We start from the raw sequence: 26,969 nt of genomic DNA, 5'->3' as shown, positions 1-26,969 counted from the left end.
GGTAATTCCTCAGGCCGCCCAGGCTTTGCGAAACCTGGATACCGTTTTATCTGCTGCGGGAGCAGAACGAAGCGATGTTGTCATGTGCCGGGTCTACCTGCCGGATGTGGCTTATTGGCCCGATTTGAACGAAGAATACGCCTGCTTCTTTGGTGATCACAAACCCGCCAGAGTGGTGGTTCCCACCAATAACCTGTATGGAGGCTGCCTGGTGGAAGTCGAGGCAGTTGTTCAACTGAAGCGGGAATGTAAAGTAAACATGAACAGTTAGGATCCGAAATCACCCAAAAATGTACCGCCCAAATTTTTACAGCAGGAGGCTTTCGGGATGAATTATAAGGAGCTTGATACCCCGGCGCTCATCATCGACCGCGAAAAGATGATGGATAATCTGCATTTTATGCAGGATTATGCCAATCGCCAGGGAGTTGCGCTTCGCCCCCACACCAAGACCCATAAGATACCGGCTATCGCCAGGCTACAGGAACAGCTAGGCGCCAAGGGCGTCACTGTAGCCAAAGTAGGCGAGGCTGAAGTCATGGCACAACAGGCAGAGAATTTGTTGCACCATTTTTTCAAAAGTGCTATGATAAACAGTACATCAATTTTCTACCAAGCAGACAAAGAGAGGAGGAAAGCGTTGCTTCCCGGCCCGGACAGCGCGCGAAATTCATGATCAAACCCATTCTGGCTCAATATATTCCTCTTGCACATATGATTGCTCAAACCATCGGTGACGATTGCGAAGTAGTCCTCCATGACTTGGAAAACCCTCAGCAATCCGTAATCTATACTGTCAACAACCGTGTTACCGGCCGGCAAGTAGGACAAAGCTTTGACCACCTGGTCCCCCGGGTAATCCTTTCCAAAAAGCTTGATCACGACGTAGTGACAAACTATTATTTCCACACAGCAGACGGCAGGCTCATCAAATCCTCCACTGCCCTGCTGAAAGATTTTGGAGGCAAAGTTGTGGGGGCATTGTGCATTAACATCGATACCAGTAAAATCTCTCAACAAATTGAATGGCTTCAAAGCCTGATGCCCAAAGCGGAAGAAAACGCCGCTCCGGCGGAGGTTTCTCAGGAGGCGTTAACCCATGTCAGTGAGATCGTCACCGATCTGATTGACAAAATCATTGGAAATAAAGATATGTCAAGGCTGCGCCGGGAAGAAAAACTGGAACTGATCCGGTTTATGGATCAGCGGGGTATTTTCCTGCTGAAAGGTGCGGTGGATCAGGTAGGCAGCCGAATGGGAATCTCCCGGGTGACTGTATACAGCTACATTGACGAAGTACGGGATAAAAAATAGTTGCAAAGCAACTATTTTTTTGCGCATCTGCCCGCTCTGCGGGCAGGCGCATTTTGATCATACGGCCCCGCGCCGGGGACGGCGCGGATGGCCAATTTTTTATAGATTGCAAAGTGCAATCTATAAAAAATAGTTGCAATAAAAATGATATGGGAACACTTTCCCGAAAATACAAAACTAAGAGGGGATGCATCAAGGGGGATTTCACCCAAAAGGTGAAATCCCCCCGATAAAATGGAAGCCGTATATTAGATGACATTCTCACCTAGAATTATTTTAGGCATTGTGGTTAAACAACGATTCCAACGTTTATAAAATTTCTCAATACCAAGCTTAGATACTCTTGCATGGACCTCTTCGCTTTCCAACACCCAATATAGGACATAGGTCACTTTGCCAATATTTCTTGTAAGACGAATTGGCAATTCACCCTCTTTAACCGCATTGAAATCCTTTTGTCGGTGAGTACGTTTTATGTAATGCACATCAATGACGCCATCTTGCTTCAAATAAAATTCAGCCACTTCTTTCATCAGCTCTTCGATTTCATCTAACTTAGTTAATTTCGCTTCATATATACATATCTCATTAAACATATCTGCCCACCTCAAATCCCCAATTTATCGAATTGGCACGAACAAAGTATACCATAGTTGCAAGCGCCCTTCAACTCTCAATGATCGGCACTGGCAGCAGTGGCAAGCGCTGCACTGGCATATATCTGGCGCAGTTCCGCCGATGTACAATCCGCCGGCGGCGTCTGCGGGCCTGTCCATACTGGGCAGGGAAGGAACGCCCAGGTCATCCCCAGACGTTCCCGCTTTGGTTTTCTCCTGCTGGTCGATCACCGCCCCTTTTTGCCTTGTGCTATTCTGCCGCAAATGAGCCGCAGCCAATGTAATGTATTCGGCGGTGAAACCATTCGTTATACAATACATCTCAGAATGGCTGACCTGGGAACAGCTATTGAATTATGAACGGTTCATGACAGAAAACTTAGAAAGAGCGGACAGCCTTTATTGGCTGTCCGCTCCCTGTTCTGTTTGTTTCATTCAATACTACAAACTGGAAATTGAAAAGCAATTAAATATTGACCCTCTTTTTAATAGCATTCGCTGTTTCTAATCCGAGGATTTTACCCATATTTCCATATAATTCCCACAATCACAATTGACATAATATTTTTCAGCAGAAAACGGTTCTATGGTTAATTTGTGACTTGGAAGCCATGTTTCGAACAGATATTTGTTTGCTTTATCCAATGCTTGCGTTACCAGTTCTGCAAAATTTTCTGCTTCAATTTTGCAGACAATATAATTTCCTACGGGCAGTTCTTTTGTAACAAAGCCATTTGTATCGCTGCGTTTGTCCAGCAAAAGTGCGCCTGCAAAATACTGAAAGATACCTTTCTTGGGTTCTGCCATATATGACATTCCCAATTCTACAGCAGGATTAACATGTTCCGCGAGTACAGATTTTTCTTTGTGAAAACGCGTCCAAAGTTGTCCCGGCACGTCAATTCCTGTGCTTTCGCCAACAGGTATTTGTTCTGCGATCTTGACGTCAGCCGTAAACCCGATATAGTTTTCTGCGCAAACCAAATTTTCTCTGCGAATTTCCAAGACAATATCATCAACAATGAGCGGTACGCCCTCGTCAATCAGCACATAATTCATAGCGATTTCCGGTTTGATAAACGTATTTAGCATTGGACGCGTCTTTTTGTATTCTTCCGGCGTAATACCATACGTTTCCTTGAAAGCCCTTGTAAAATTGGCGTGACTGGAAAAACCATATGCTAAGGCAACATCTAAAATCCGTTGGTCATCTGCATGAAGTTGGGTAATGGCTTTAGAGAGCCGGCGCAGCTTGACATATTCCTGTACGGATTTATTTACCAACCTCTTAAACAGGCGTTGGAAATAAAATGGGGACAATGAAACCATTTCTGCTAACATTTCCGTACTGATTTCTTCCTGCAAATTTTCTTCAATGTAATTGACTGCTTTTTGAATTGCTTCCCATGCGTGCATAACATATTCCTCCTTTATTTGTTACTCAAATCCTAACATATAATAGACAAATCCGCTTTTCGTACAATGCCCTTTTGCATTTGTACTTACCAATCATAAAGAAGCCTTCAAAATACTTATAAAAGCAAGGCATAGAGGTTAAGAAAGAAGGCCCTCCCCGGCGCCAAAACGGCGCCGGGGAGGGCCTTCTTGTTGTGCCGGCGTCCGCCGGCTACATTGGATACACTCTGCTCCGGCCGCTGCTTCAACAGTGCCGCCCTATGTGATTGCACATACAGGCAGTTGACAAAAGAATGACCCTATACATCCGTCTGATCAGGGCATCTTGCCTCATTGTGCATAACCATGTATAATTCAAGTTGACAGAAAAAACCGCAAGGAACCGTCGTCATGCGCATTCTCATGCCAGGCGGCAGTTTTTACATTTATCAATAATATTGCCCAAATGCCGGGGCTGACCGACGTGGAAGCGCCCCGCCACACCTGTGGCGGGGCGCGCTTGTCAAAGAACCGCGCCCTCATCGCCAGCGCTGGCCGGCGCTTTTATGAATTGTCCGATACGCAAGACCTCCATGCAGCCGGCGGCGTTCACCCCAATACATTAGGCGCCCGCGTTGCAGTCCAAATCATTGCGGCAGCCATTCAAGAGCACAAGGAGAAACGATTATGATTCGTGAAATCTGTAAAGACGAGGTGTTTCTGGCCCAAAAGGCCGAGCCTGCCACGCCGGACGATTTGCCCATTGCCGCAGATCTGCTGGAAACCCTGGAGCGCCACAGGGACGGCTGCGTAGGCATGGCGGCCAATATGATCGGTGAGAGCAAGCGCATCATCGTATTCGACAACGAGGGCGAATACATGGTCATGTTCAATCCGCAGATCATCAAAAAGTCCGACCCCTACGACGCGGAGGAGGGCTGTCTCTCGCTCGCCGGCACCCGTCCAGCCAGGCGGTGGAAGTCCATCAAGGTGCGCTGGCAAAATGAGAAGTTTCAGGAGCGCCTGAAAACCTTCACCGGCTGGACGGCTCAGATCATCCAGCACGAGATTGATCACTGCGAGGGCGTCATTATATGAAAAAGTGTAAGATCACTGTCATGCGCATCACCCGGTACGAGGATCTGATAACCCGGTATGAGAACCCCATGAACCACCCCTGCGATATGGAGGAGGGGCAGGTATTTATCGCCAACGGCTGGGAAAAACCGGAAGGCTTTTGCCAGAGCGCCTGGGACACGCTCTCTCCCTTTGTGCTGGCCCTGAGCCACGGCGGAGAGAATTTTTACAACGGTTGGATGAAGGACCCCAAATCCGCCATGCTCTCCTGCAACGACGGTTTTCGTCCGGTGAGCTTTCTGGTGGAGGCCCTAGACGAGGACGCAGGATAAGGAGCGGCCTGCTTTGTCTGAAACATTGCCGCAAAGTATTTTTGGAATTGCGCCAATGTAAGCGGAATAATATCCAGACGCTGCTTTTTATCTCCTTTGGCATACCAGACGCCATGCCGGAATGTTTCCGCGGTATTTGTATCGATCCTTATAGCGATGAACAGCCCATATACAGGTTTATTGTATTTCAGCACAGCGTCTGAAACATGACGCCTGACCGGCTCGCCTTCCATCGCCTCCTGGCGGGATGATGCCGACATTGTGACTTCTGTTAAAATTGTAAAGTCCTCAAACTCACATGGTTACATTGCTCATTTGCATAGCTGATCTCATCCGTTTGGGCCACAATGCTTTCAAGCTGCTGCCTTGCAATATTTACTTCTGCGGCCGTAGTGAGCGGCAGGTCTGAAATGTCAAAAACAATGCGGCGGGCGCTCATCTGTTTTACAAGGTCGTCAAGCAGAGCCTTTGCAACCTCCATATCGTCTGTCGGCAATGGAGCGCCGGCGCAAAGCATCCTGTAAGCATCCATGATGGAGCCGTTTCCCGGGGTGCTTTTAGCAAGCTTTTCTGCTAAAACATGCTTGGCGGGACGATCATAAGCCCGCGGCCCTTGCGCTGAAGAACACCGGAAATGCGAAGGCATCGCATATTCATGTCGCTGTAATCTGAAAAATTATCCGCTATCATATCATAGCTTTTTTTGCGCCGGGCAATTTCACCCGTGTCAAATTTAAATTGTGACGCCACAGCCCAGATTTCAGACAGAAGCTTGCTTTTGGAACCCATGAAGCGCATGGGCGGATAGCAGGCGACCTGGGCGGGAAGCGGCTCGGGGAGCGGCCGGGGCCGCATGGTTTGCTTTGGCGGGATTGTAACGATCACATCTTCCCCTTGCGGGTGCTGCTGTTGCACGAAATATGGCGCTTCGTCTGGATAATATTGTGCCAATTGTCATTTTCGTGATATCGTCCATATCGCACTGTCACGCGGTACATATTTTTACAGGCACGTCTGCTGCAACTTCATTTTTCAAACAGCCCCAAGCGATTGAAGCATGACCGATACCGGCGGCGCGCAGGTCTTTCGTCTTCATGCCGCAGACAATGGAGATCTTCCACAGCTTTTTATAGCTAACAGGTATATGTGATCACTCCATCACACGACAGTGCGCGCTGCGATTAGTATACCGCGCTTTCTCATCGTTTGCAACCGTATAGCGGGCTGCCCCCCTGGAATCCGGAACGGCCGGCGTAACATTCCAGCGGATGACTGTGCCGAAGGCCTGCTGCCAGCTGATGAAACGCGCGGGGCGTATTGCGAAGCGTATGAGACCGCGTGCGCCGAAATCAAAGCGCAGGCGGCGGCCTGGTATGCTGAAAGCGCCGTCCCCAGCATTGATGCGGCCGCTTGATAAAAAGTGGGAATATAGTAAAAAAGCATTGAAAGGGCCGGCCAGGTCCTCCCGATACTTTTTTAGAAACGCAAGCGAAATGCACCTGCTTTTCCCCCTGCCCTATGTCTGAAAGCGGCGCGCTCTCCAGCATCATTTAAAAGGCGAAAGTATTTTCAAATGGCGCGGTATGTGATATGATCGAAACGGCTCTTTTTTCAAACAGCCCGGACAGGAGGCCGTCATGAGAATCATCATTTCACCCGCCAAAAAAATGCATGTGGATACCGACAGCCTGCCGCCGGAGAGCCTGCCGCAATTTTTGCCCGAGGCGCGGCGGCTGCTGTCCGCGCTGCGCGCCATGCCGGAGCCGGCCCTGCAAGCCCTTTGGAACTGCAACGACGCCATCGCCGCCCTCAATGTGGATCGGCTGCGCCATATGGACCTGGAGCGGGATTTGACGCCCGCGATTCTGTCCTATGAGGGCATCCAATATCAGTATATGGCGCCGGGGGTTTTTGAAACGGGACAATTTGAATTTATTCAGGAGCATCTGCGCATCCTCTCAGGCTTTTATGGGCTGCTGCGCCCCTTTGACGGCGTGGTCCCTTACCGGCTGGAGATGCAGGCGCGCCTGGCTGTCGATGGCCATCGGGATTTATACGCGTTTTGGGGGGACAAATTGGCCCTGGCTCTGGCGCGGGAGACGGACTGGGTGCTCAATCTGGCTTCCAAAGAATACAGCCGGGCCGTACAGGCGCATCTGCCGGGGCCGGTGCGTCTGGTTAACTGTGTGTTCGGAGAAGCTGTCAATGGAAAAGTGGTGGAAAAAGGCACGCTTTGCAAAATGGCCCGCGGTCAAATGGTGCGTTTTATTGCTGAACATGCAATTATGCAGCCGGAGGGGCTGAAAGATTTTTGCGACCTGGGATACCGGTTCGACGCCGCCCGTTCCGGGGCGGACCGTTTTGTATTTATCAAAGAGAAGTGACGATTTGAACGCGCGCAGAAAGCGGCGCGTCCGTTGCTTGATGAATCTATTAATTTGAAAAATTTTACTGTAAATACTTTGCTTTTATTATAAATAATTGTATAATAATGAAAAATAACCCAACAAAGTTAAGGAGGGCAAAGAATGAAAAAAATGATTTCCATTTTGCTGGCGCTTTCCACAGCTATTGTGATGTGCATGCCTCTGTGCGCGGAGGAACCGGAATCAGGCGGCATCAGAAACGTTTTTTCTGATAATGACATTTCATGTATTCAAAATTTATTGCTTGCCTGGTTGTCAACGGATGGGCCATCCGAAAACATAGACAGTGTACAAGTCGGCGATAAAATCCCTGCTTACGAATATGTAGATTCATCACTTGTAACATTTGATTCTGCAAGCTATTACCCTGTTTATTCAGATCATGAGATACTTGGAGTTTTGGGGATTCACGGAAACAAATCGGATCCGACATATTCCTTCGGTTCGGAATGGGCGTCTCAAATCGATGAATACATAAAGAGTAATCGTTCGGAATTTTGCATCGTAGTAACAGAAAATCAGTTGTTCTTTAAGACTTCCGATGAAGCCGAGCTGATAGAAGAATACCGGTTTGCCATGCCGGAAGTAAATGCTGTTGCTGATTCGCCGTCTGCAGAGAGCATCCTTGCCGCGCAAAACAGCGATCAGACTGAATATTATTCAGATCGGGAAAAGTACAGCCTTGCAATTCCGCCGCAGACAAGGGCGGCATATGTGGCCAACATTAATGTAGGCACTTATAAACAGACACGCGGTGAGTGTTGGGCGGCCGCCACTATGCTGATTGGGAAATTTATTACAAAAAATAATGCCTATACACCGTTTGCAATTTGTGATAAAATGGGCATAGGATATGATGCGGGCGGTTCGGATCAAGATATTGTCGATGCACTAAATACCTGCTATGGCGTTAAAGGCACGCTGCAGGGCGTTTTGACCCCGAATCAGATGGAGCCCCATGTGAGTAAACAGCGTCCGGGCTGCATAAACTGGCTCGAGGTGAACCGCAGATATGGGCACTCCACGGCGTTTTGCGGTTATTCAAGCGATTCCTCGGCCTCTCGATACGGCATAAGAATCAGTGATTCAAATACGGGCGCCTACAAATGGCTCTACAAAAATGGTCAGCCGTCTCAGAAGCTCGGGTTCCAATATACATATGGGGGCTTAACCTACAATTGGAAATCCACAATTACGACCTGATATGCGCGCCAGACCATCCGTTGCTTTTAAGCCGTTTGCGGGAGGTTGAATATTTATGAAACGGTATGCGCTGATAGGACTGCTTTCGGTTCTGCTGTCAATCATGCTCAGTTTTGAAGCCTATGCGCAGACGTTCGTGACGCTTACCTACCGGGGGGCGACCCGTGTTTATGGACAAAAAAGAATTGACGACAGTAAGGAAATGGAATCCATTCTGCAGCTTGTACAGAACGGACAACCGCTTGAATCCGGTGTAAATATTGATGTCAGAAACGGCGGCCCGGTTATTGAGCTGCTGGTTGAGGACGAGCAGAACGGGGTCCTGGACTTTACGCTCTACACAATATACCCCGGAATTCCGGAGAATGTGGGATATGAGGTCACTGTCATATTGGATGACGATGCCAATTTCTCCTATGATGATTTGGAGCTTTTTCAGGAGCTGGCCGACTATATCATGCAAAATCCCGTCGAAAAGACGATTCCCGATACCGGCAGAGGAGGCAGGTACCGGCAGGCACAGGAAGGCGCTTCATAGCAGCCGTTATGAGAGGCGCTGTTTCCCCAAAAGCGCGCCCGCAGCGATACGCTGCGGGCGCGTCCTGTTCTTTTACTGCGCCGACGGGATGGAGGGCAGGCTGCTCAAATTGTTCTGCTCGCTGCCGTCCGGAATGGATTTGAGATATTCCGTGTCGCCCCGGTGCGCAATGCCGACGCCGGCGATGCCGCCCTGCCGCGCCAGATCGACCGCCTGCTGCTTGCCGAGCGTGGTGTGATCGGAGAGCTGATAGCCGACCACCTTGCCGCGCTGCTTGACCAGCGCGGTGATCCTGCGGGCGTTTGGAGCGGGGGACGGAATTTGATCGAGCGTATTTTGCGCCAGAGACGGGCCTGTTTGATTTTGTTCCATCGATGATTCTCCTTTTTTATCATTCTGCGCAGCCTGGGTTCAGTATGCCCAAAAACAGCCGGCGTACAACGGCCGGCGGCCGATGGATTTTATAGGATGGATACAGGAATTTTTTTCAAATATGTCTCAGAACTTATTCAAAACAGAAAGGTAAATGATATGATAAATGAAACGATAAAGATCAGGGACATCCCCGCCGTGCTTTATGGCGGCCGGGCGGATCGCGTCTGGCTGTATGTCCACGGTAAATCCGGCTGCAAGGAGGAGGGGGAACCGTTTGCCCACATCGTCTGCCCTGAGGGCTGGCAGGTTCTGGCCATTGATCTGCCGGAGCACGGCGCGCGCCTCGGCGGCCCTGTGGGCTTCGACCCATGGCACGCGGTCCCGGAGCTACGGTCCGTATTGGGCTGGGCGCGCCGGCGCTGGCCCTGCGCGGCCCTGCGGGCAACCAGCCTAGGCGCGTGGTTTTCCATGCTGGCATTTGCCGGCCAGCCGCTGGAAAAGGCGCTGTTCGTTTCGCCGGTACTTGATATGGAGCTGCTGATCTGTGATATGATGCGCTGGGCCGGTGTCGATGAACAGCGGCTGCGCCGGGAGGGCGAGATTGCCACGGATTTCGGGGAAACGCTGTCGTGGCGTTACCTTGCATATGCGCGGGAACATCCCATCGCGCGGTGGGATGTTCCAACGGAAATTTTATATGCCGGCGGGGACAATCTGACGCGGCGCGAAACCGTGGACGCCTTTGCCTGCCGGTTTGGCTGCGGGGTAACGGTGATGGAAGACGGCGAGCATTGGTTTCACACGCCAGAGCAGCTCGCGGTACTGGAGCAGTGGACCGCGGCGCATATGGAATAAGGCGCGGTGGTATGGATATGGAAAGGGGCAGATCATCGATGCGTTTTACAGCAGATTTTCACATTCATTCCAAATATTCAAGGGCGACCAGCCGGGACTGCGTTCCGGAGATGCTCGACCTTTGGGCCAGGCGAAAAGGGCTTGATCTGATCGGCACGGGCGATTTTACACATCCCGCCTGGCGGGAGGAATTGAGGGAAAAGCTTGCGCCGGCGGGCGACGGCGTCTTTGTCCTCAAGGACGTGTACAGGACCGACGCGGCGGCACTGCCCGGCGCCGCCGCGCCCGATGCGGGCCGGCGCTTTGCAGCGGCGTTCGATTCATCGGCGTGCAGGCCGCGTTTTTTGTTGAGCGCGGAGATCAGCTCCATCTATAAAAAGGACGGGAAAACAAGGAAGGTCCACAATGTGATCCTGCTTCCGGATTTTGAGTCGGCCGACGCGCTTTCGCACCGGCTGGAGCAGGTCGGGAACCTGCATTCCGACGGCAGGCCGATTCTGGGGCTTGACAGCCGTGATCTGCTGGAAATCACCCTGGAGATCTGCCCGCGGGCGATCTTTATCCCGGCGCATATTTGGACGCCGCATTTTTCCCTGTTTGGAGCATATTCGGGCTTTGATACAATTGAGGCGTGCTTCGGCGATTTGACGCCGCATATCCACGCGCTGGAAACAGGGCTTTCCTCCGATCCGCCGATGAATTGGCGCATTTCCGCGCTTGACCGCTTCACGCTCGTTTCAAACTCGGACGCGCATTCCCCATCGAAGCTCGCGCGGGAGGCCAATTTGTTCAATACCGAGCTTTCCTTCTCAGCGATTGCGCACGCACTGGCGCACCCCGAGACGGACGAATTTTTGGGGACGCTTGAATTTTATCCCGAGGAGGGCAAATACCATATGGATGGGCACCGCGGCTGCAAGGTGTGCCTGACGCCAGCCGAAACGGCCGCGGCGGGCGGCGTCTGCCCTGTCTGCGGGCGGCGGATCACCGTGGGGGTGCTGCATCGCGTGGAGGAGCTGGCCGACCGTCCGGCGGGTTTCAGGCCAAAGCTGGCAAAGGATTTTGAAAGTGTCATTCCGCTGCCCGAGACAATCGCCGCCTGCATTGGGGCGACGCCTGCAAGCAAGAAGGTGCAGGCCCGCTATGAGGAGCTGCTCCGGGAGCTTGGCTCAGAGCTTTCGGTCCTGCGACAGATCCCTCTTGAGGAGCTTTCCAGGCTGGCGGGTCCCTGCGTGGCGGAGGGCGTGCGCCGCCTGCGCGCCGGAGAGGTTGCCTGGGAACCGGGATATGACGGCGAATACGGACGGGCCACGCTTCTGGACGCGCGTGAGATCGCCGCTTATTCCGGCCAGGTAAGCTTTTTTGCGGCGGGCGGTGAAAAGCCGTCCCACAAAAAAGCGGCCGCACAGGCAGGCGGCGCGCCGAAAAAGGCGGCCGCAGGCGCGGCCGCTCCAAAACATGCGGCCGCTTTGACTGACGCGGCCGCGCATTACGGATTGAACGAGCGCCAGTGGGAAGCAGTCAGCGCGCAGGGGCGGCAAATTACGGTCGTCGCGGGACCCGGCACAGGCAAAACGCGCACGCTTGTGTACCGTATCCGCCGCCTGGTTGAGACAGGAGTGGCCGCGCCGGGGCAGATCACAGCCGTGACCTTTACAAATAAGGCTGCAGCCGAGCTTGCCGGGCGGCTGGAACAGGAGCTTGGCAGGCGGACGGCCCGAAAGGTGTCGGTAGGGACCTTTCACGGGCTCTGCATGAAGCTGCTCAGGGACAAGCTGGGCGCGGTGGCACTGATTGATGAGGCGGCGGCGCTGGCCCTTGCGGAGGAGCTTTGCGCGGAGCTGGGGCTGAAAAAAAGGCCCCGCGATGTACTGGCGGCTGTTTCAGCGCGAAAAAACGGGCTGACCGCCGGGAAAGAGGCGGATGAAGCGGAGCAGACGCTGTTTGAATACTACTGTAAGCGTCTGGAGGAATACGGCGTCCTCGACTATGACGATCTGATCCTGCAAACGCTTGCGCTTTTCGAGCAGGGCGCGCTCACTGAACAGGAGCGTGAACCGTTCCGGCGGCTGCTGGTCGACGAGTTTCAGGACATCAACCCGATTCAATACCGGCTGGTGCGCGCATGGAACAGGGACGGGGACGAGCTGTTTGTGATCGGTGATCCGGATCAGGCGATTTATGGTTTCCGCGGCTCAGACCCGCTGTGTTTTGAGACGCTTGCGCGCGACTGCCCGGACGGCCGTGTGATCCGCCTGACCGAAAATTACCGCTCCACGCCGCAGATTCTTAACTGCGCGCTGCCAGTGATTGCATGTAGCCTGCCGCCAAAGCAGCGCGAAGCGCGCCGGCTGGAGGCTGTGCGGCCGGATGGCGGCGCGGTTCGGCTGCTCACAGCCGAAACCCCGTTTTCCGAGGCGCTGTTTATCGCCAAGGAAATCAACCGGATGGTGGGCGGCATTGACATGCTCGACGCCCACTCGCAGGGCGGCGCGCCCATGCGGGAGGAGTCCTCGCCCCGCGGCTTTGGCGATATCGCGGTGCTGTACCGCACGCACAGGCAGGCGGCGCTGTTGGAGGAGTGCTTTCATAAGGAGAGCATCCCTTACAACGTGGCCGGACGGGAAAGCTATCTCACGGACAAGGCGGTCCGGACGGCGCTTGCTTTTTTCCGCAGCCTGTTAAACGACGGTGACCGCCTGTCTGCGCATCTGGCGTTAGCTGCTTTGGGGCAGGAGCGTCTGAAGGCGCTGCGTGCTGCCTTTGCGGAGCTGGCGGCCGAAAAGGAAAAGCCCGCAAAGCTGATCGATCTGTGGATCGCCCAAATGAAGCTTGAGGACGAACCCGCCTTTCAGCGGCTGCGCGGCCTGGCCGTCTGCGCCAAAAGCATGCCGGAGCTGCTCTCCGGCGTCGCGCTGGGGCAGGAGGGCGACCTGCGCCGCAGCGGGACCAGGGCATACCACAGCGACGCGGTCACATTGATGACGCTGCATGGCTCCAAGGGGCTTGAATTCCCTGTTGTGTTCCTCTGCGGCATCAATGAAGGGATGCTCCCGCATGTCGGAATACGTGGGCAGAGCGACCCCGGGGAGGAGCGCAGGCTCTTTTATGTGGGCATGACGCGCGCACAGGAGGAGCTTTTGCTTTTGACCTCGGGCGCGCCATCCGTTTTCCTTGGCGATATCCCGGAGGACTGCTTGGAGCGGTCGGTCGCATGGACGCGCCCGGAGGAGCCGGCCAAACAGATGAGCCTGTTTTAAGAAAAGCCTATAAGGAAAGGCCGGGCGGGCCCTCACACGAGGGCCCGCCCGGCCTTTTCAGGGTATTCGCCCGGCTGTTACCCCCTCTGCGGCAGCCGGGTTTTTATCAGTTTTCCTTTGACCGCCCTGTATACGCCCCACAACACGCCATAGGCCAGCGTGATTGCAAGCCATTTGACAGCATCGCGCCGCAGCAGATACAGAAAGAATTCGATCGAAGTATCAAGCGAATGAAAGAATTTGTCCGCCGCGCAGAGCGCCGCCATCACCCCGCCATAGCAGATATCGGCAAAAAGGAACGCCCGGCTGCGCAACAGCAGCAGATGAAGGACCGGAATCAAAAACAACAGGCATTGCAGCGCATAGTGAACCGAAAGCGAGGGGGAAAGCTGCATGGCCGTCTCCAAGGCGAGCAGCAGAAAAACGTTCAGCGCCATGCTGAGGACAACCGTTTTCGGGAACAGTTCCCGCTCCGCGGGCGCAAAGCCGAACCGGATGTGAACAGAGACATTCCCATCGCCGCGCTCAAGCCCGGCTGAAAAACGCACGCGGTGCAGCAGGGGGGCGAGCGCCAGAAAAGCCAGGAAAACGAGATCGACCTGCATGATATTATGGTAAGCCCGCGTCACCCACGCGGCCAGAGCGATCGACACCAAGAAAAGCAGCAAAATAATTCCTCCTTCATTGTGCTCACAGGAAAAGGGGCCGTCCGTCTGCGCGTCACTCCAGCTCGAACGCGCCCGTATAGAGCTGGTAATACTGGCCGCGCGCGGCGATGAGCTGGTCGTGGCTGCCGCGCTCAATAATGCGGCCGTGATCGAGCACCATAATCACATCCGCGTTTTTGACCGTGGACAGGCGGTGCGCGATGACAAACACGGTGCGTCCGTACATCAGGGCGTCCATGCCGCGCTGGACGATGGACTCTGTGCGCGTATCGATGGATGAGGTGGCCTCGTCGAGAATCATAACCGGCGGATCGGCGACAGCCGCCCGTGCGATGGCCAAAAGCTGGCGCTGTCCCTGTGAAAGGCTGGCTCCGTTTCCGGAAAGCGGCGTGTCGTATCCATTTGGCAGGCGTGTGATGAAATCGTGCGCGCCCGCAAGCTCTGCCGCCGCGATGCATTCCTCGTCGGTGGCGTCCAGGCGGCCATAGCGGATATTGTCCATGACGGTGCCTGTAAACAGGTTGGTATCCTGAAGGACAACGCCAAGGCTGCGGCGCAGGTCGGATTTTTTGATCTGCCCGATGTCGATGCCGTCATAGAGGATGGCTCCGTCGGAAATATCATAAAAGCGGTTGATCAGGTTGGTAATTGTTGTTTTGCCGGCGCCGGTGGCGCCGACAAAAGCCACCTTCTGCCCAGGTTCGGCATAGAGGGTGATGTCGTGCAGGACGGTTTTCCCGGGAACATAGCCGAAATCCACGTCCTTTAGGCGCACGTCGCCGGCCAGCCGCGTATAGCCCTCACCGCCGCCGTCAGGTTTTTTCCAGGCCCAAAGCCCGGTGCGCGCAGCGCTCTCGACAAGCACGCCGTTTTCCTCCCGGACATTCACAAGCGTCACGCGCCCTTCGTCCGATTCCGGCTGCTCGTCAAGCAGAGCAAAAATACGCTGCGCGCCCGCCAGACCCATAATAACCGCATTGAGCTGCTGGGAAACCTGGTTGATGTTTCCCGAAAATTGGCGCGTCATACTTAAAAACGGCACAATAATGCTGATGCTGAACCCAAGGCCGCAGATGCTCAAGTTGGGCGCGCCGGACAAAAGCAGCACGCCGCCTGTCAGCGCAACAATCACATAGAGGATATTGCCGATATTATTGAGGATCGGGCCGAGGGTATTCGCATAGCGGTTGGCGAGCTCGGCGTCTGAAAACAGCTCGTCGTTGAGACGGTCAAAATCAGCCTTGCTCTGCTGCTCATGACAGAATACCTTGACGACCTTCTGTCCGGTCATCATTTCCTCAACAAAGCCCTCCACCTTGCCGAGCGCATGCTGCTGACGGATGAAGTAGCGGGCGGAGCCTCCGCCGACATGCTTTGTGACAAGCGCCATGCAGGCGACGCCGGCGATGACGACGAGCGCCAGCCAGACGCTGTAATAGATCATGATGGCAAAGATGGTGGTTACAACAACGCCCGCGCTGACAAGCTGCGGGAAGCTCTGCGAAATCATCTGGCGCAGCGTGTCGATATCGTTTGTGTAATAGCTCATCACATCGCCGTGGTTGTTCGTGTCAAAATAGCGGATGGGAAGATCCTGCATCCGGCTGAACATACTCTCGCGCAGTTTGCGCAGAAAGCCCTGCGTGATGACGGCCATAAGCTGTGTAAACGTCATGGAGGCGGCGAGCGACAGCACATAAAACACGCAGAGGATGCCGACAAGCGGAAGTATCCTCCCTGCCGCCGCGGCCCAGTCGCCGCTTTGCCAGCTTGCTTCGACAGCCGCGATGACATTCTGCATGAAAACCGCCGGAATGGAGCTGACCACGGCGTTGAACAGGATGCAGACGAGCGTTATCGGCATCATGACCGGATAGAACCGAAACAGTGTGGAAAACAGCCGCATAAGCGTATGTTTTACCGGGACCGGCGCGCCTTTAGTTGTATTCATCCTGATCACCTGCCTTGTTTTGTGATGTATAGACCTCCTGATAGATCGGGTTGGCCGCGAGAAGCTCCTGGTGCGTGCCGATGGCGTTGATCGCGCCGCCGTCCAGTACAACGATACGGTCCGCGTCCTCCACGGACGAGGTGCGCTGCGCGATGATAATCTTGGTGGTCTCGGGGATATACTCCCGCATCGCCTTGCGGATCAGCGCGTCCGTGCGCGTATCGACTGCGCTGGTTGAATCGTCCAGGATCAGGATTTTAGGACGCTTGAGCAGCGCCCGCGCGATACACAGCCGCTGCTTTTGCCCACCGGAGACGTTGGAGCCGCCCTGTTCGATATAGGTATCGTAGCCCTTTGGAAACTGCGAAATAAATTCATCCGCCTGCGCAAGACGGCACGCCTCCTTTAGCTGCCCGTCGTCGGCGTCCGGATTGCCCCAGCGCAGGTTTTCGCTGATCGTACCGGAAAAAAGCACGTTCTTTTGCAGCACGACGGCAACCTGATTGCGCAGCGCCTCCAGGTCATATTGACGCACGTCGACGCCGCCGACGCGCACGCAGCCCTCGGTCACGTCATAAAGGCGCGATATGAGCTGTATCAGCGTCGATTTTGAGGAGCCGGTTCCGCCGATGATGCCGATGGTTTCACCGGAACGGATGTGCAGGTTGATATTTGAAAGCGCCATCCGCTTGGCCGTCTTGGCATACTTGAAGCTGACGCCGTCAAAATCGACCGAACCGTCGCGCACCTCTGTCACAGCCTGCGGGGGCGAGGCGAGGGAGCTTGTTTCACCGAGCACCTCGGCAATACGCTGCGCTGATTCGGTGGCCAGGGTGATCATGACGAACACCATGGAAAGCATCATCAGGCTGCTTAAAATCTGGAAGCTGTATGTCAGCAGGGCGGAAAATTGCCCCACATCGAGCGCCAGGCCGCGTGTTGTGATGATGGTGTAGGAACCGAACGAGAGGACGAAGATCATAACCGTATACAGGCAAAACTGCATGAGCGGGTTGTTGAAGGCCAGAATACGCTCGGCGCGCGTAAAGTCGGCGCAGACGTCGCCGGCGGCCGCGGAAAACTTCTGTTTTTCATAATCCTCGCGCACATAGGATTTGACGACGCGCATACCCTGAATATTTTCCTGTACGGAGTTATTGAGCGCGTCGTATTTTTTAAAAACCCTGCGGAACAGCGGCATAACCAGCCGGATGATGGAGAACAGGCCGATTCCAAGCAAAGGCGCGACAACCAGAAAAATGAGCGCCATACGGCCGCCCATAATAAACGCCATGATGAATGAAAACAGCAGCATCAGGGGGCTGCGCACAGCGATGCGGATAATCATCATATAGGCCATCTGGACATTTGTGATGTCCGTGGTCAGCCGCGTGACGAGCGACGAGGATGAAAAGCGGTCGATATTTTCAAACGAATACGACTGGATCTGGTAAAACATATCCTTGCGCAGGTTGCGTGCAAAGCCGCAGGACGCTTTGGCGCACGCGTTGCCCGCCAGCACGCCGAACAGCAGCGACAGGCCGGCCATGGCGATCAGCGCGGCCCCAAAGCCAACGATTACGCCCATGCCGCACCCGGCCTTGATCTGGTTGACAAGCTGCGCGATGACAAACGGAATGATGCATTCCATCACAACCTCCAGCGAAACAAAGACTGGTGAAAGGATGGAGGGCCGTTTGAATTCACGGATGCTTTTTATGAGTTGCCGGTACATGGACGTCCCCCTTTATTAAATACATGGATGCGCTGTGGATGATCGCGGCGCCGGTGTTTGTGGACGCCGGCGCGATCAAAAACAGGATTCATCCCGAAAGCCTCCCCGCAGACGGCCGCTGCCGTCATTTTTAATTTAGAAAAGCAAAACGCGTAAGTCCCGCAGATTTGGACTTACGCATTTTCAGGCCGCTGTTACACCAGCTGGCCGCGCATAGCGGCTGCAAGCGGCCGCACCGCTTACCCTTTGGATAATATTATAGCGGACGCAGGGGCTTGCTGTCAAGCGTTCGTGTGGATATGCGCGCCCAAACGGGGCAGCATACTGGGGAAAGCGCATAAAGGAAGGCGCCTGTATAATGGGTATTGAGGAGGAAACAAAACGATGATCGGACACTATCTGATGTTTGACCGCAACTGTGCACAGGCACTCGACGCATACGAGGAAGCGTTCGGCGCATGTGTGCGCTCCATCCGGCGCTATGGGGATATGCCGGCGCGTCCGGGTTTTTCCATTTCGCAGGAGGACCAGGGTTTGATTTTAAACGCATGTATCGAAATCGACGGCGCAGAGCTGATGTGCGCCGATATGTCGGGACCGTGTGCGTGTGGAAACAACCAATATGTCAGCGTTGTGCTCGACGATCCGAAGCGAGCACAAAGGATCTGGGATGTGCTCAGGCAGGGTGGCGACATCTTTATGGAGCTGGCGCCGTCCTTTTTCGCGGATTTGCATGGCTCGCTGCGCGACCGGTTTGGTATCTGCTGGATGCTTACCGTGCGGGAGCACGCGTCCGACTGACATCAAAGGAAGCTGCGCGCCCGGTCTTCCCAGGACAGGCTGGTTTGCCGGAATATGTCGCGGATTATGGAGGGCAGGCGATTGCGCTGATACTCCAGCATAAAAAGAGGGCGCGTCCGTGTATTCGGACGCGCCCGTCTTGATCATATCAGGTGATCAAGCACAGCTTCAATCTTGATCTTGAGCAGTTGGAGTTTTCTGTGCAGGAACTGGTTTTCCTCCTTGAGCTGACGGATATACATCTGTCGGCTGATCTTCATTTTCAGAAGCTGCGCGTGGATCGGCTTTTGAATAAAATCCTCGGCGCCGTGCGTAAAGCCCTCGACTTCAAACTCTATCCCCTCCATACTTGAAAGAAAGATAACAGGGATCTCCGCGAGCTTGGGGGTCTCCTTGAGCGATTTGAGCACATCCATTCCGCTTGTGCCCGGCATAACCATGTCGAGCAGAATCAATTCCGGCGGCTGGTGATCCTGAAGGTATCCAAGGGCCTGTAGACCGGACTGCATCGTAATGACTTTGTATTCTGATTCAAGCAGCGCCCTGGCGATCGCGAGGCTGGTTGTGTCGTCATCGATTATCATTATTTTTTTCATGACCATTTCTCCCCACATACGCGCTGTAAGCTTGTTTAATATTTAAAAGTATGCATTCATGCGCCCCAAAAAAGGCGCGGCTAAATGGAACTGCGCTGGGGCGGCGGCCGCTTTTCCCGCATCTATACGCTTTCCTGTGAAAATGCCTGGCTGTTTGACATTTATACCTTATGAATACAGTCCCTTGCTTATGAATGATATTCATTGATCAATTTGACTACCCGGGCGTATTCCTCCTGAATGCGCTGATATAAGTTTGGAAGCGGCGCAGTTTTGTGCTGCCGCAGACAGTCGAGGTACTCGCTGCAAAATGCATTCAGTCCGGAAATGCCGAGATTGGCCGTCACCCCCTTGAGCGTATGGACCTCTCGCTCCATGTCCTCAAACACGCCGCCCTCAATCGCATTAACAAGGCGTTCATAGGTTGGGTCCGCCGGAAATTTCAGAATAAAAGTTTTCAACAGGTCGCTCATACCGTTAAAACGTTCCAGCGTTGCTTTTTCATCCACCCCAATATCCCTAAGCAGTTGTCCAAATTCCATATAAATCCACCCTCTCAAATATACATTTGTGTCAATCCCTGGTTTAAAAGCTGATTCAGCCCCTTAAACAGGGATTTCGTATCAATTGGCTTGATCAGATAGCCGTTCATCCCCATCTGGGCGGCAAACTCCTCGTCCTCCTGGAAAGCGTTGGCTGTCATCGCTATGATGGGAACGGTTTCGGCGTCGGCGCGCGGCAGCGCGCGGATTTTTTGCGTGGCGGTGACGCCGTCCATGACTGGCATTCGGATGTCCATCAAAATAACACGGTAATAACCAAGCTCCGACGCCTGGAATTTATCGACGGCTTCCTGCCCATTGCACGCCCCGTCCACAGTCAATCCCTGCATTTCCAAGAGCGTGCGCGCGATTTCCATGTTGATCTCGTTGTCCTCCACCAGCAATATCCGTTCGCCGCAAAACTGGAAAGAATCCGGCTCCTGCGCAGACGGCGCGTCCTGCATGGCCCGGCTGAGCGCGTTGTGCACGCTCTCTGGGAAGATCGGTTTGGAAATGAAGTGGTCCACGCCGGCTGCGCGCGCCTCGGTTTCAATCTGCGCCCAGTCATAGGCGGACATAATGATAGCGAGCGTTTCCGGCCCAGCAAGCTCGCGCATACGGCGCGCGATTTCAAGCCCGTCCATCCCGGGTATCTTCCAATCAATAAACGCGACATCATAATTTTGATTTTTGGCGCGTGCCTCGCGCAGTTCCCGCAGGGCTTGTTCGCCGGATGTAACCCAGACGGACTCAAGCCCCATATGAAGCAGAATCGTCTGCGTATGTTCGCAGGTGATCACATCGTCGTCGACAATGAGCACACGCAGATGGCCGATGGACTCGCTGCCGACCGCCACAGGTTCGGCTGTCTCGCCCAATTCCAACGGCAGTTCCACAATGAACCGTGTTCCCTGCCCAAGCTCGCTTTCCAGCGAAATGCGCCCGTCCATCAGCAGCACAAGGTTTTGGGTGATCGTCATTCCAAGCCCTGTCCCCTCAAAGACGCGTCCGCTGCTGGCGGATTCCTGCTCGAATGGATCGAAGATGCGCTTTTGGAATTCCGGGCTGATCCCGATGCCGGTATCCTCGACCTCAAAACGGACAAGCGTAATGTGTTCTTTGGCCTTTTTGCGTTCAATGCGCAGGGATACGCGTCCCCCCTCAGGCGTGAATTTGACAGCATTGCCGAGCAGGTTCATCAGCACTTGATTGATGCGCAGTTCATCGCCCATACAGGTCAGCGGAAAGTTTTCCTCGAGATAGACGTTGAACGCAAGATGCTTTTGCGCGGCCTGCTGCCCGAATACGGATGAAATGCCATGGATCATGCGGTGAAAATTGAATTCACGCCGCGCAATGACGACCTTACCGCTTTCAATCTTGGACATGTCGAGGATATCGTTGATCAGCGACAGGAGGAATTTGGCCGATACGTCGATCTTTTGCAGACAATCGGAGATTTTGGCCTTGTTGCCAAGATTGGCAGCCGCGATAGTGGTCATACCGATGATCGCATTCATCGGCGTGCGGATATCGTGGGACATGCGCGAAATAAAATCGGTTTTTGCCCGGTTGGCGTCGCGTGCCAACACAAGCGCGTCCCGTAAGGCGCGCTTGTTGCGTTCATCCTCGCGGCGCGTTTGATCGATGTCGCGCATGTAAAGCATGATTTTGTAGCTGTCCTGCGATTCGGATAAGAATTGAAGCTGTATTGAATACCAATGGTACAAATCGCTTGTGAAGGTGGTTTTGCGCTGGATTTCAAAATAACTGCTTGCAGTGTTGGCCAGCCGCTCGGGAATCGTGTCCATATCCATTTCCTGCATATATTGACGGCGGAAATCCGGATGGATCAGGTGCTCGCAGCGGTAGTCGATCACCTCCTGCAGCGTCCGTCCGGTCGGGACACGCTGAATGCCGTCCTCATCACAGATGATTTCATGGATTTCATTTGTAATGAGATCCGCTTCAAATACCTGGTCGTACAGGTCACGGAAAGCAGTCGCAAAAATCCGGTTGCTCACCAGCTCGCGGTCTTTGGCCTCGCGCACCTCCTGGACATCCTGTATGGTCAACAAGATATGCGTCTGATCGCCTTCATAATATGTAAAACGGACGCGTTTCCAGCGGAAAGCGCCGTCATTGCTCAAAATGCGGCAGTAAAGGCGGCACTCTTCATCGGACTGCTCGAGATGAGAGATCAGTGTGGGCAGGTCGAGCTGACTTATGAATTCACCACGGTCGTCCGGATATACCGCAAGCTGCGCAATGCGTGCAACCTGTTCGGGATATGCGCCGGCATGCGGGATGTGATAGATGGGGCCAAGCGAACAAAAACGAATGGCATACGTTTCTGTTGGCACTTCGATGATAGCGACAAGATTGTAATCCTGATTGACTGTAAAATTACAGATACGTTCGAGCGATTCGCGCTCCAACTCCAGCTGTTTGATATGGGTTATATCTCGCAGCATCCCAATGACAAGCGCCGGCCGATTGTTTTCATAGACCATGTTCCCATGGACACGGAACCACCGGTATTCCTGCGTATGCGGCGTTTTCATTCTAATTTCAACGTCGTCAAGCGTGCGGCCGCTCAGCTTGCAACGCATCTGATCAAAATAATCCGGATGGACGATGCCCAGTGTCTCTATGCGTTCCAGGTATCCCCGCAGCACCATGCGCTGCGTCCTGCGCGCGCCATCCTGGACAATACCCTCAAACGCTGTAAAAAGATCCTCCGCCACATCGTATTCGAACATCACCTCGTCGGTGCTTTCGACAGCCGTCTGATAGCGAATGCGCTCGCGCTCCATCTCATGCTGAACCTTGAGCTTTTCCTCAAGCTGTTTTTCACGATCGATGTTGTGGGAGAGCGTAATCTCCAGAACGTCGTTGTTTATGGGGTTTTCCACCTGGACAACCCGCGTCATGGTCCAGTGGTATTCCCCATCGTCGCCAAGCTGACGGTGCTCCATATAAATATTGGTTTCGCCCTTTGCAAACTGTTCAAGCAGCCGCTTGCGGCTAAAGGTATTTTTAAACTGCTCGCGGAAATCGGGATGCATGGTTTGCGCGCCGATTTCAATCAGTTCGTCGAAGTTGCCTTCATCGGGCGCCTGCTTTGTATCAAACCGCTCGTATTCGACCATGAAAAAGCTGTTCCTGGTCAGATTGACATAGATGACCATTGAATAAACACACGAAAGCGCCTGAAGCATCCGCCGCCGGCCCCACTCCAATTCCTGCTCGCGCTTTGTGAGCGTATGCGGGCCGACCGTTATGATGTAAGCCGGTATTTCCTCGCCCCACATCATTTTTGTGGCCGTGATATCGACCATCTCGCCGAATGGATCATTATACGATACCGCAGTATGCGATTCCTGGTCTCCGATTGAAAGCAGCGGGCAGTTGGAACACGTGCCGGCCCATAGCTCGTGGCAGACAGACCCGATGCGGACATCAGGGGCGACCGCCCGGACGCGCTCGTTAAAATAAAGCATTTCATGCGTATCGCGCCGGACAACATAGATGCCGATGCTGGTGATGTGGTTAAGAATCTTTTCTAATTGTTCCAGATACAACATCTGCCCACTCCTATCTGTATATACGTATTTATTTTATCATGTTTTCAGGAAAAATCAATCGTTTATACACTTTTATACATTCTCATTATTTAGCGAAAGATTCGCTAAATAACGTTGGCCGGATGATCGGCGTGGTATGATGATATTGGAGTGATTTCGTGTATGATAGGCTTCAATATCTCCGAAAAAACACCATTGGTCACAGGAGCAGCTTTCCAAACGCCTGTATTGCAGCCAACGACAGGACCATGCTTATGAAGGCGGACATGCAAATATACCCATATAATACGATTGCGCTTGTCGCCTATTTATCGTACAAGCTGTGACTATCTGCCCGGTTTAACGAACGATCCCACACCAAAATAACCGAACGGGGGCGGCGCTTTGCGCCGCCCCCCATTTCCTATTTAAAACGCAATTTTCGCCTTGAGGTAATCGCAGAGCGAATCAATAGCAATCCGCTCCTGCGCCATGGTGTCGCGGTCGCGCACGGTTACACAGCCGTCGGTTTCGCTTTCAAAGTCATAGGTGATGCAGATAGGCGTTCCAATCTCATCCTGGCGGCGGTACCGCTTGCCGATGGAACCGGCGTCGTCATAATCAACCATATATTCCTTTGCGAGCGTCTCATAGATTTTCCCCGCGCCCTCGGCCAGCTTTTTCGAAAGCGGCAGCACGCAGGCTTTATACGGCGCGAGCGCCGGATGCAGGCGCATTACAACACGTACATCCTCCTTGCCCTTTGCGTCCGTACCGACAACTTCCTCATCATATGCGTCGCACAAAAATGCCAGCGCCACACGGTCTGCGCCAAGCGACGGCTCAACGACATACGGCACATACCGTTCGTTCGTCTCGGGATCAAAATAATCGAGCGTCTTGCCCGAGTGCTCGCCGTGCCGGCCCAAATCGTAATCCGTGCGGTCGGCGATCCCCCACAATTCACCCCATCCGAACGGGAACAGATATTCAATATCGGTCGTTGCTTTGGAATAGAAGGACAATTCCTCCTTGGCATGATCGCGCAGACGCATATTGTCCTTTGTCATGCCGAGCGACAGCAGCCAGTTTTCACAGAAGCTGCGCCAATACTGGAACCACTCCAAATCCGTGTCAGGCTTACAGAAAAACTCCAGCTCCATCTGCTCAAATTCACGGATACGGAAAATAAAATTACCGGGCGTGATTTCATTGCGGAAGCTTTTGCCCACCTGGCAGACTCCAAACGGCACCTTTTTGCGCGTGGTGCGCTGAACGTTCATAAAGTTGACAAAGATGCCCTGCGCGGTTTCCGGGCGCAGATAGAGTTCGCTCTTCGCGTCCTCAGTGACGCCCTGAAACGTTTTAAACATCAGGTTAAACTTGCGGATGTCTGTAAAATTTGTACCGCCGCACTCCGGGCATTTAATATTATGCTCTTTAATATACGCCAGCATCTGCTCGTTGCTCCAGCCATCCGCGACTTCGCCGGCCGCGTCCTCAATCAGCTTGTCGGCGCGGTGACGCGTTTTACAGTCCTTACAATCCATCAGCGGATCGGAAAAACCGCCCACATGGCCCGAAGCGACCCACACCTGCGGATTCATCAGGATCGCGGAATCAAGCCCCACATTATAAGGCGATTCCTGCACGAATTTTTTCCACCATGCGCGCTTGACGTTGTTTTTAAATTCAACGCCCAGCGGGCCGTAATCCCATGAATTGGAAAGCCCGCCGTAAATCTCCGAACCCGGATAAACAAATCCGCGGCTTTTACAAAGATTCACAATCTTTTCCATGGTTTTCTCATTGCTGTTCAAAATACGTTCATCCTCTCAAGGTTATGTTCTAAATAAAAACCGGCCCGGATTCCGACCGCGGCGCAGCCTGTATAAACGCAGCGCCAAACCCGCTGTTCGCGGCACAGCCGACTAAAGTTTTTTGGCATACCTTTTTTTCAAAAAAGGTATGAAGTTTTTCGCCGAGGCCTTTTTTCAAAAAGGCCGGAAAGTTTTTTGCCAGGCTTTTTTCAAAAAAGCGGGGATTGGTCGAGGCGGTCAAAGCCGTCGAGGAGGGTGCGGACGACGGCGCAGAGGCGGTCGCAGTCGCCGGGGCGGTTGCCCTCCGTGTTCAGCGGCATGAGCGGATCGTGCAGCGACAGGCGAAGGAGCACCCAGCCCTGAACCTGCTCGCTGTCAAACGTCAGGCGCACGCCTTCATAGGAGTTTGGGGCCACAGCATAGCCGGCGGCTCTGGCGCGTTGTTCAAACTGCTCAAGGACCTGCTGGCCATATGCTTTAAAGTCCTCGCCGCTGATATTCATGCGGTATTCGCGGCATTCAAACTGCCTGGGCATTTTTTCGATCAGCGCATCGATGCGCTTGCCTTCCCGGCGGGCCTTTGCGGCCGCGATCAACAGCTTGACGGCAAGATATGCGCCGTCGTCAAGGAAATAGTTTTCACTGAGCGCGCCGTGGCCAGAGGTTTCAATCGCCAGCGGCGACTGCACGCCCGCCGCGTTGAGGCGCTTGGATTCATTGATGACGTTCTTATAGCCGCGTTTAAAGCGGTGATGTTTGAGATGCAGCGTATTTTCCAGGAAATCGGTCAGCTTGTCCGAAGTCACGGAATCCGTAACGATCGTACCGCCCGGATAATCCGGCGCGATAATCGCGGAAATCATCGCGATGATCGCATCGCGGTTGACCTCGCTGCCGTCGTGCAGGACCGCGGACATGCGGTCGACATCCGTATCAAATATAATGCCCAGATCCGCGTGATGATCCACCGTTGCAGCACGCACAGAATCCATGGCCTGCTTGTTTTCAGGATTGGGAATGTGGTTGGGGAACATGCCGTCCGGCTCCAGAAACTGGCTGCCGGCGGTATCCGCGCCGAGCGGCTCAAGCACCTGCCGGACAAAAAAACCGCCCGCTCCGTTGCCCGCATCGACAACGATATGCAGCCCCGCCAGCGGATGGTCGTAATCGTCGGCCTTGACGCCGAGGCGGATTTTTTCACACAGGCTTTGCGCATACAGGCTGATCAGGTCGACCTTTGACACTTTGGAAAGGCCGGCCTGTCCCGCTGAAAGACCGGCCGCCGTTTCAAGCAGATCGGTGATATCGGCGTGCTCCAGACCGCCGTCCGCGTTGAAAAATTTAAGCCCGTTGCGGTTATAGGGCAGATGGCTGGCTGTAATCATAATGGAACCGTCAAAGCGGGTTTCAGGGAATACAACCGACATAAACATGGACGGCGTGGACGCAAGACCGCAGTCAAACGGCTGCGCGCCCTGTACGGTCAGCCCCTGGAGCACCTGCGACAAAAGCGCCGGGGCAGAAACGCGCGAATCATGTCCAACGCCGATTTTCAATTCCCCGGCCGGCTTGCCCGTGCGCTGCGCCAGCCACAGCGCGAACGCCTGCGCGATCAGATTGGCGGCTTCCCCGGTCAGATTGACATGCTGCCCCTCAACGCCTTCCACAGCGACGCCGCGCACATCGCTGCCATTTTGCAGCTTCAGCATCAGTTCCTTTGAAATAGACATCGTGATCCTCCTCACCTTCACCTTCGCCTCATCCCAGTCTGTAACCATATCCAGCCGGGCCGGCGCATATGCTTTTATGACAGCGGCCCGCCTGTGCGGGGCTGCCATTGGCCGCTGGGACAAAATCGGGGCGTGCCCGTCTGCCGCGGCCATGCGCTGTAATAATCG

At 53.9% G+C, this 26,969-nt stretch carries 22 protein-coding genes and 1 pseudogene; 11 read left to right on the top strand and 12 right to left on the bottom strand.

Annotation, left to right across the window (positions count from 1 at the left end; translation table 11 throughout):
- From FMM72_RS04175 to FMM72_RS04165, 3 genes are all read left to right on the top strand, one after another.
- Positions 1-271 (top strand): RidA family protein (locus tag FMM72_RS04175; protein WP_162220681.1); only part of this gene is annotated, 271 nt, incomplete at its 5' end.
- Between the two features lie 57 nt (positions 272-328).
- Positions 329-676 carry an alanine racemase gene (locus FMM72_RS04170; RefSeq protein WP_162220680.1) on the top strand — a complete coding sequence of 116 codons (348 nt, stop codon included), beginning with the start codon at positions 329-331 and terminating at the stop codon, positions 674-676.
- Positions 673-1,314 (top strand): helix-turn-helix transcriptional regulator, encoded by a 642-nt coding sequence (locus FMM72_RS04165; protein WP_160209318.1) that lies wholly within the window; start codon positions 673-675, stop codon positions 1,312-1,314. The genes FMM72_RS04170 and FMM72_RS04165 overlap by 4 nt, the downstream gene beginning before the upstream one ends.
- A 248-nt stretch (positions 1,315-1,562) precedes the next feature.
- On the opposite strand, the gene FMM72_RS04160 is transcribed toward FMM72_RS04165, so the two are convergent.
- Both FMM72_RS04160 and FMM72_RS04155 read right to left on the bottom strand, forming a co-directional pair.
- Positions 1,563-1,910 carry a hypothetical protein gene (locus FMM72_RS04160; RefSeq protein WP_160209317.1) on the bottom strand — a complete coding sequence of 116 codons (348 nt, stop codon included), beginning with the start codon at positions 1,908-1,910 and terminating at the stop codon, positions 1,563-1,565.
- A gap of 525 nt (positions 1,911-2,435) precedes the next feature.
- Positions 2,436-3,347: an AraC family transcriptional regulator gene (locus FMM72_RS04155; protein ID WP_162220679.1), complete on the bottom strand. Its 912-nt coding sequence runs from the start codon at positions 3,345-3,347 to the stop codon at positions 2,436-2,438.
- A gap of 666 nt (positions 3,348-4,013) precedes the next feature.
- Here FMM72_RS04155 and FMM72_RS04150 point away from each other — a divergent pair.
- Together FMM72_RS04150 and FMM72_RS04145 are read left to right on the top strand one after the other, a co-directional pair.
- Positions 4,014-4,424 carry a peptide deformylase gene (locus tag FMM72_RS04150; protein WP_162220678.1) on the top strand — a complete coding sequence of 137 codons (411 nt, stop codon included), beginning with the start codon at positions 4,014-4,016 and terminating at the stop codon, positions 4,422-4,424.
- Positions 4,421-4,735 carry a TIGR04076 family protein gene (locus FMM72_RS04145; protein WP_162220677.1) on the top strand — a complete coding sequence of 105 codons (315 nt, stop codon included), beginning with the start codon at positions 4,421-4,423 and terminating at the stop codon, positions 4,733-4,735. The genes FMM72_RS04150 and FMM72_RS04145 overlap by 4 nt, the downstream gene beginning before the upstream one ends.
- Here FMM72_RS04145 and FMM72_RS16940 read toward each other — a convergent pair.
- Positions 4,735-5,676: pseudogene (locus FMM72_RS16940) on the bottom strand (AlwI family type II restriction endonuclease); the annotation flags it as partial. The gene FMM72_RS04145 and the pseudogene FMM72_RS16940 sit on opposite strands and share 1 nt — an antisense overlap.
- A gap of 696 nt (positions 5,677-6,372) precedes the next feature.
- Here FMM72_RS16940 and yaaA point away from each other — a divergent pair.
- The 3 genes from yaaA (at position 6,373) to FMM72_RS04120 (ending at position 8,902) form a co-directional block, all read left to right on the top strand.
- A complete protein-coding gene (gene yaaA / locus FMM72_RS04130; protein WP_162220676.1) occupies positions 6,373-7,119 on the top strand; it encodes a peroxide stress protein YaaA in 747 nt (248 codons plus the stop codon).
- A 144-nt stretch (positions 7,120-7,263) separates the two neighbouring features.
- Positions 7,264-8,364, top strand: coding sequence for a hypothetical protein (locus tag FMM72_RS04125; RefSeq protein ID WP_024731157.1), 1,101 nt, complete (start codon positions 7,264-7,266; stop codon positions 8,362-8,364).
- 55 nt (positions 8,365-8,419) lie between these two features.
- Complete coding sequence (locus FMM72_RS04120; RefSeq protein WP_162220675.1) at positions 8,420-8,902, top strand: hypothetical protein; 483 nt, start codon at positions 8,420-8,422, stop codon at positions 8,900-8,902.
- Positions 8,903-8,974: 72 nt separating this feature from the next.
- Here the strand turns inward: FMM72_RS04120 and FMM72_RS04115 are convergent, their stop codons facing one another.
- Complete coding sequence (locus tag FMM72_RS04115; RefSeq protein WP_160210888.1) at positions 8,975-9,274, bottom strand: DUF3892 domain-containing protein; 300 nt, start codon at positions 9,272-9,274, stop codon at positions 8,975-8,977.
- 159 nt (positions 9,275-9,433) lie between these two features.
- On the opposite strand from FMM72_RS04115, the gene FMM72_RS04110 reads away from it, so the two are divergent.
- Positions 9,434-10,132 carry an alpha/beta hydrolase gene (locus FMM72_RS04110; RefSeq protein WP_162220674.1) on the top strand — a complete coding sequence of 233 codons (699 nt, stop codon included), beginning with the start codon at positions 9,434-9,436 and terminating at the stop codon, positions 10,130-10,132.
- Between the two features lie 17 nt (positions 10,133-10,149).
- Positions 10,150-13,392: a UvrD-helicase domain-containing protein gene (locus FMM72_RS04105; protein ID WP_243157720.1), complete on the top strand. Its 3,243-nt coding sequence runs from the start codon at positions 10,150-10,152 to the stop codon at positions 13,390-13,392.
- Between the two features lie 77 nt (positions 13,393-13,469).
- Here the strand turns inward: FMM72_RS04105 and FMM72_RS04100 are convergent, their stop codons facing one another.
- From FMM72_RS04100 to FMM72_RS04090, 3 genes are read right to left on the bottom strand one after another with little or no spacing between them, the layout of a single operon-like run.
- Entirely contained in the window at positions 13,470-14,060 is a 591-nt protein-coding gene (locus tag FMM72_RS04100; protein ID WP_162220673.1) for a hypothetical protein, read from the bottom strand.
- Between the two features lie 52 nt (positions 14,061-14,112).
- Positions 14,113-16,011, bottom strand: a complete 1,899-nt coding sequence (locus FMM72_RS04095; protein WP_162220672.1) for an ABC transporter ATP-binding protein — start codon at positions 16,009-16,011, stop codon at positions 14,113-14,115.
- Complete coding sequence (locus tag FMM72_RS04090) at positions 15,998-17,746, bottom strand: ABC transporter ATP-binding protein (RefSeq protein ID WP_160210884.1); 1,749 nt, start codon at positions 17,744-17,746, stop codon at positions 15,998-16,000. Before FMM72_RS04090 ends, FMM72_RS04095 begins: the two co-directional genes overlap by 14 nt.
- Before the next feature lie 384 nt (positions 17,747-18,130).
- Here FMM72_RS04090 and FMM72_RS04085 point away from each other — a divergent pair, with 384 nt between their 5' ends.
- Complete coding sequence (locus FMM72_RS04085) at positions 18,131-18,547, top strand: VOC family protein (protein ID WP_160210883.1); 417 nt, start codon at positions 18,131-18,133, stop codon at positions 18,545-18,547.
- A 143-nt stretch (positions 18,548-18,690) separates the two neighbouring features.
- On the opposite strand, the gene FMM72_RS04080 is transcribed toward FMM72_RS04085, so the two are convergent.
- The 5 genes from FMM72_RS04080 to FMM72_RS04060 all read right to left on the bottom strand — a co-directional run bounded on the left by FMM72_RS04080 (position 18,691) and on the right by FMM72_RS04060 (position 26,801).
- Positions 18,691-19,143 carry a response regulator gene (locus tag FMM72_RS04080; RefSeq protein ID WP_243151735.1) on the bottom strand — a complete coding sequence of 151 codons (453 nt, stop codon included), beginning with the start codon at positions 19,141-19,143 and terminating at the stop codon, positions 18,691-18,693.
- Between the two features lie 188 nt (positions 19,144-19,331).
- Positions 19,332-19,685 (bottom strand): Hpt domain-containing protein, encoded by a 354-nt coding sequence (locus FMM72_RS04075; protein ID WP_160210881.1) that lies wholly within the window; start codon positions 19,683-19,685, stop codon positions 19,332-19,334.
- 14 nt (positions 19,686-19,699) lie between these two features.
- The gene (locus FMM72_RS04070) at positions 19,700-23,272 is read right to left on the bottom strand and encodes a response regulator (protein ID WP_162220671.1); all 3,573 of its coding nucleotides are present in this window, start codon (positions 23,270-23,272) and stop codon (positions 19,700-19,702) included.
- A 407-nt stretch (positions 23,273-23,679) separates the two neighbouring features.
- Positions 23,680-25,074 carry a glycine--tRNA ligase gene (locus FMM72_RS04065; RefSeq protein ID WP_162220690.1) on the bottom strand — a complete coding sequence of 465 codons (1,395 nt, stop codon included), beginning with the start codon at positions 25,072-25,074 and terminating at the stop codon, positions 23,680-23,682.
- Positions 25,075-25,280: 206 nt separating this feature from the next.
- Positions 25,281-26,801 (bottom strand): phosphomannomutase/phosphoglucomutase, encoded by a 1,521-nt coding sequence (locus FMM72_RS04060; protein ID WP_160210879.1) that lies wholly within the window; start codon positions 26,799-26,801, stop codon positions 25,281-25,283.
- Positions 26,802-26,969 lie beyond the last annotated feature (168 nt).

The organism is Anaerotruncus colihominis, assembly GCF_010206195.1.
Classification (GTDB): Bacteria; Bacillota; Clostridia; order Oscillospirales; family Ruminococcaceae; genus Anaerotruncus; species Anaerotruncus colihominis_A.
Note: the sequence above shows the minus strand (reverse complement) of the source record. Positions and strands in the feature narration are given on the sequence as shown.

Bases quoted from the DNA above. Each gene is read 5' to 3' on its own strand.
- FMM72_RS04170 (WP_162220680.1), top strand. From the start codon at position 329: ATGAATTATAAGGAGCTTGATACCCCGGCGCTCATCATCGACCGCGAA.
- FMM72_RS04165 (WP_160209318.1), top strand. From the start codon at position 673: ATGATCAAACCCATTCTGGCTCAATATATTCCTCTTGCACATATGATT.
- FMM72_RS04160 (WP_160209317.1), bottom strand. From the start codon at position 1,910: ATGTTTAATGAGATATGTATATATGAAGCGAAATTAACTAAGTTAGAT.
- FMM72_RS04155 (WP_162220679.1), bottom strand. From the start codon at position 3,347: ATGCACGCATGGGAAGCAATTCAAAAAGCAGTCAATTACATTGAAGAA.
- FMM72_RS04150 (WP_162220678.1), top strand. From the start codon at position 4,014: ATGATTCGTGAAATCTGTAAAGACGAGGTGTTTCTGGCCCAAAAGGCC.
- FMM72_RS04145 (WP_162220677.1), top strand. From the start codon at position 4,421: ATGAAAAAGTGTAAGATCACTGTCATGCGCATCACCCGGTACGAGGAT.
- yaaA (WP_162220676.1), top strand. From the start codon at position 6,373: ATGAGAATCATCATTTCACCCGCCAAAAAAATGCATGTGGATACCGAC.
- FMM72_RS04125 (WP_024731157.1), top strand. From the start codon at position 7,264: ATGAAAAAAATGATTTCCATTTTGCTGGCGCTTTCCACAGCTATTGTG.
- FMM72_RS04120 (WP_162220675.1), top strand. From the start codon at position 8,420: ATGAAACGGTATGCGCTGATAGGACTGCTTTCGGTTCTGCTGTCAATC.
- FMM72_RS04115 (WP_160210888.1), bottom strand. From the start codon at position 9,274: ATGGAACAAAATCAAACAGGCCCGTCTCTGGCGCAAAATACGCTCGAT.
- FMM72_RS04110 (WP_162220674.1), top strand. From the start codon at position 9,434: ATGATAAATGAAACGATAAAGATCAGGGACATCCCCGCCGTGCTTTAT.
- FMM72_RS04105 (WP_243157720.1), top strand. From the start codon at position 10,150: ATGGAAAGGGGCAGATCATCGATGCGTTTTACAGCAGATTTTCACATT.
- FMM72_RS04095 (WP_162220672.1), bottom strand. From the start codon at position 16,011: ATGAATACAACTAAAGGCGCGCCGGTCCCGGTAAAACATACGCTTATG.
- FMM72_RS04090 (WP_160210884.1), bottom strand. From the start codon at position 17,746: ATGTACCGGCAACTCATAAAAAGCATCCGTGAATTCAAACGGCCCTCC.
- FMM72_RS04085 (WP_160210883.1), top strand. From the start codon at position 18,131: ATGATCGGACACTATCTGATGTTTGACCGCAACTGTGCACAGGCACTC.
- FMM72_RS04080 (WP_243151735.1), bottom strand. From the start codon at position 19,143: ATGAAAAAAATAATGATAATCGATGACGACACAACCAGCCTCGCGATC.
- FMM72_RS04075 (WP_160210881.1), bottom strand. From the start codon at position 19,685: ATGGAATTTGGACAACTGCTTAGGGATATTGGGGTGGATGAAAAAGCA.
- FMM72_RS04070 (WP_162220671.1), bottom strand. From the start codon at position 23,272: ATGTTGTATCTGGAACAATTAGAAAAGATTCTTAACCACATCACCAGC.
- FMM72_RS04060 (WP_160210879.1), bottom strand. From the start codon at position 26,801: ATGTCTATTTCAAAGGAACTGATGCTGAAGCTGCAAAATGGCAGCGAT.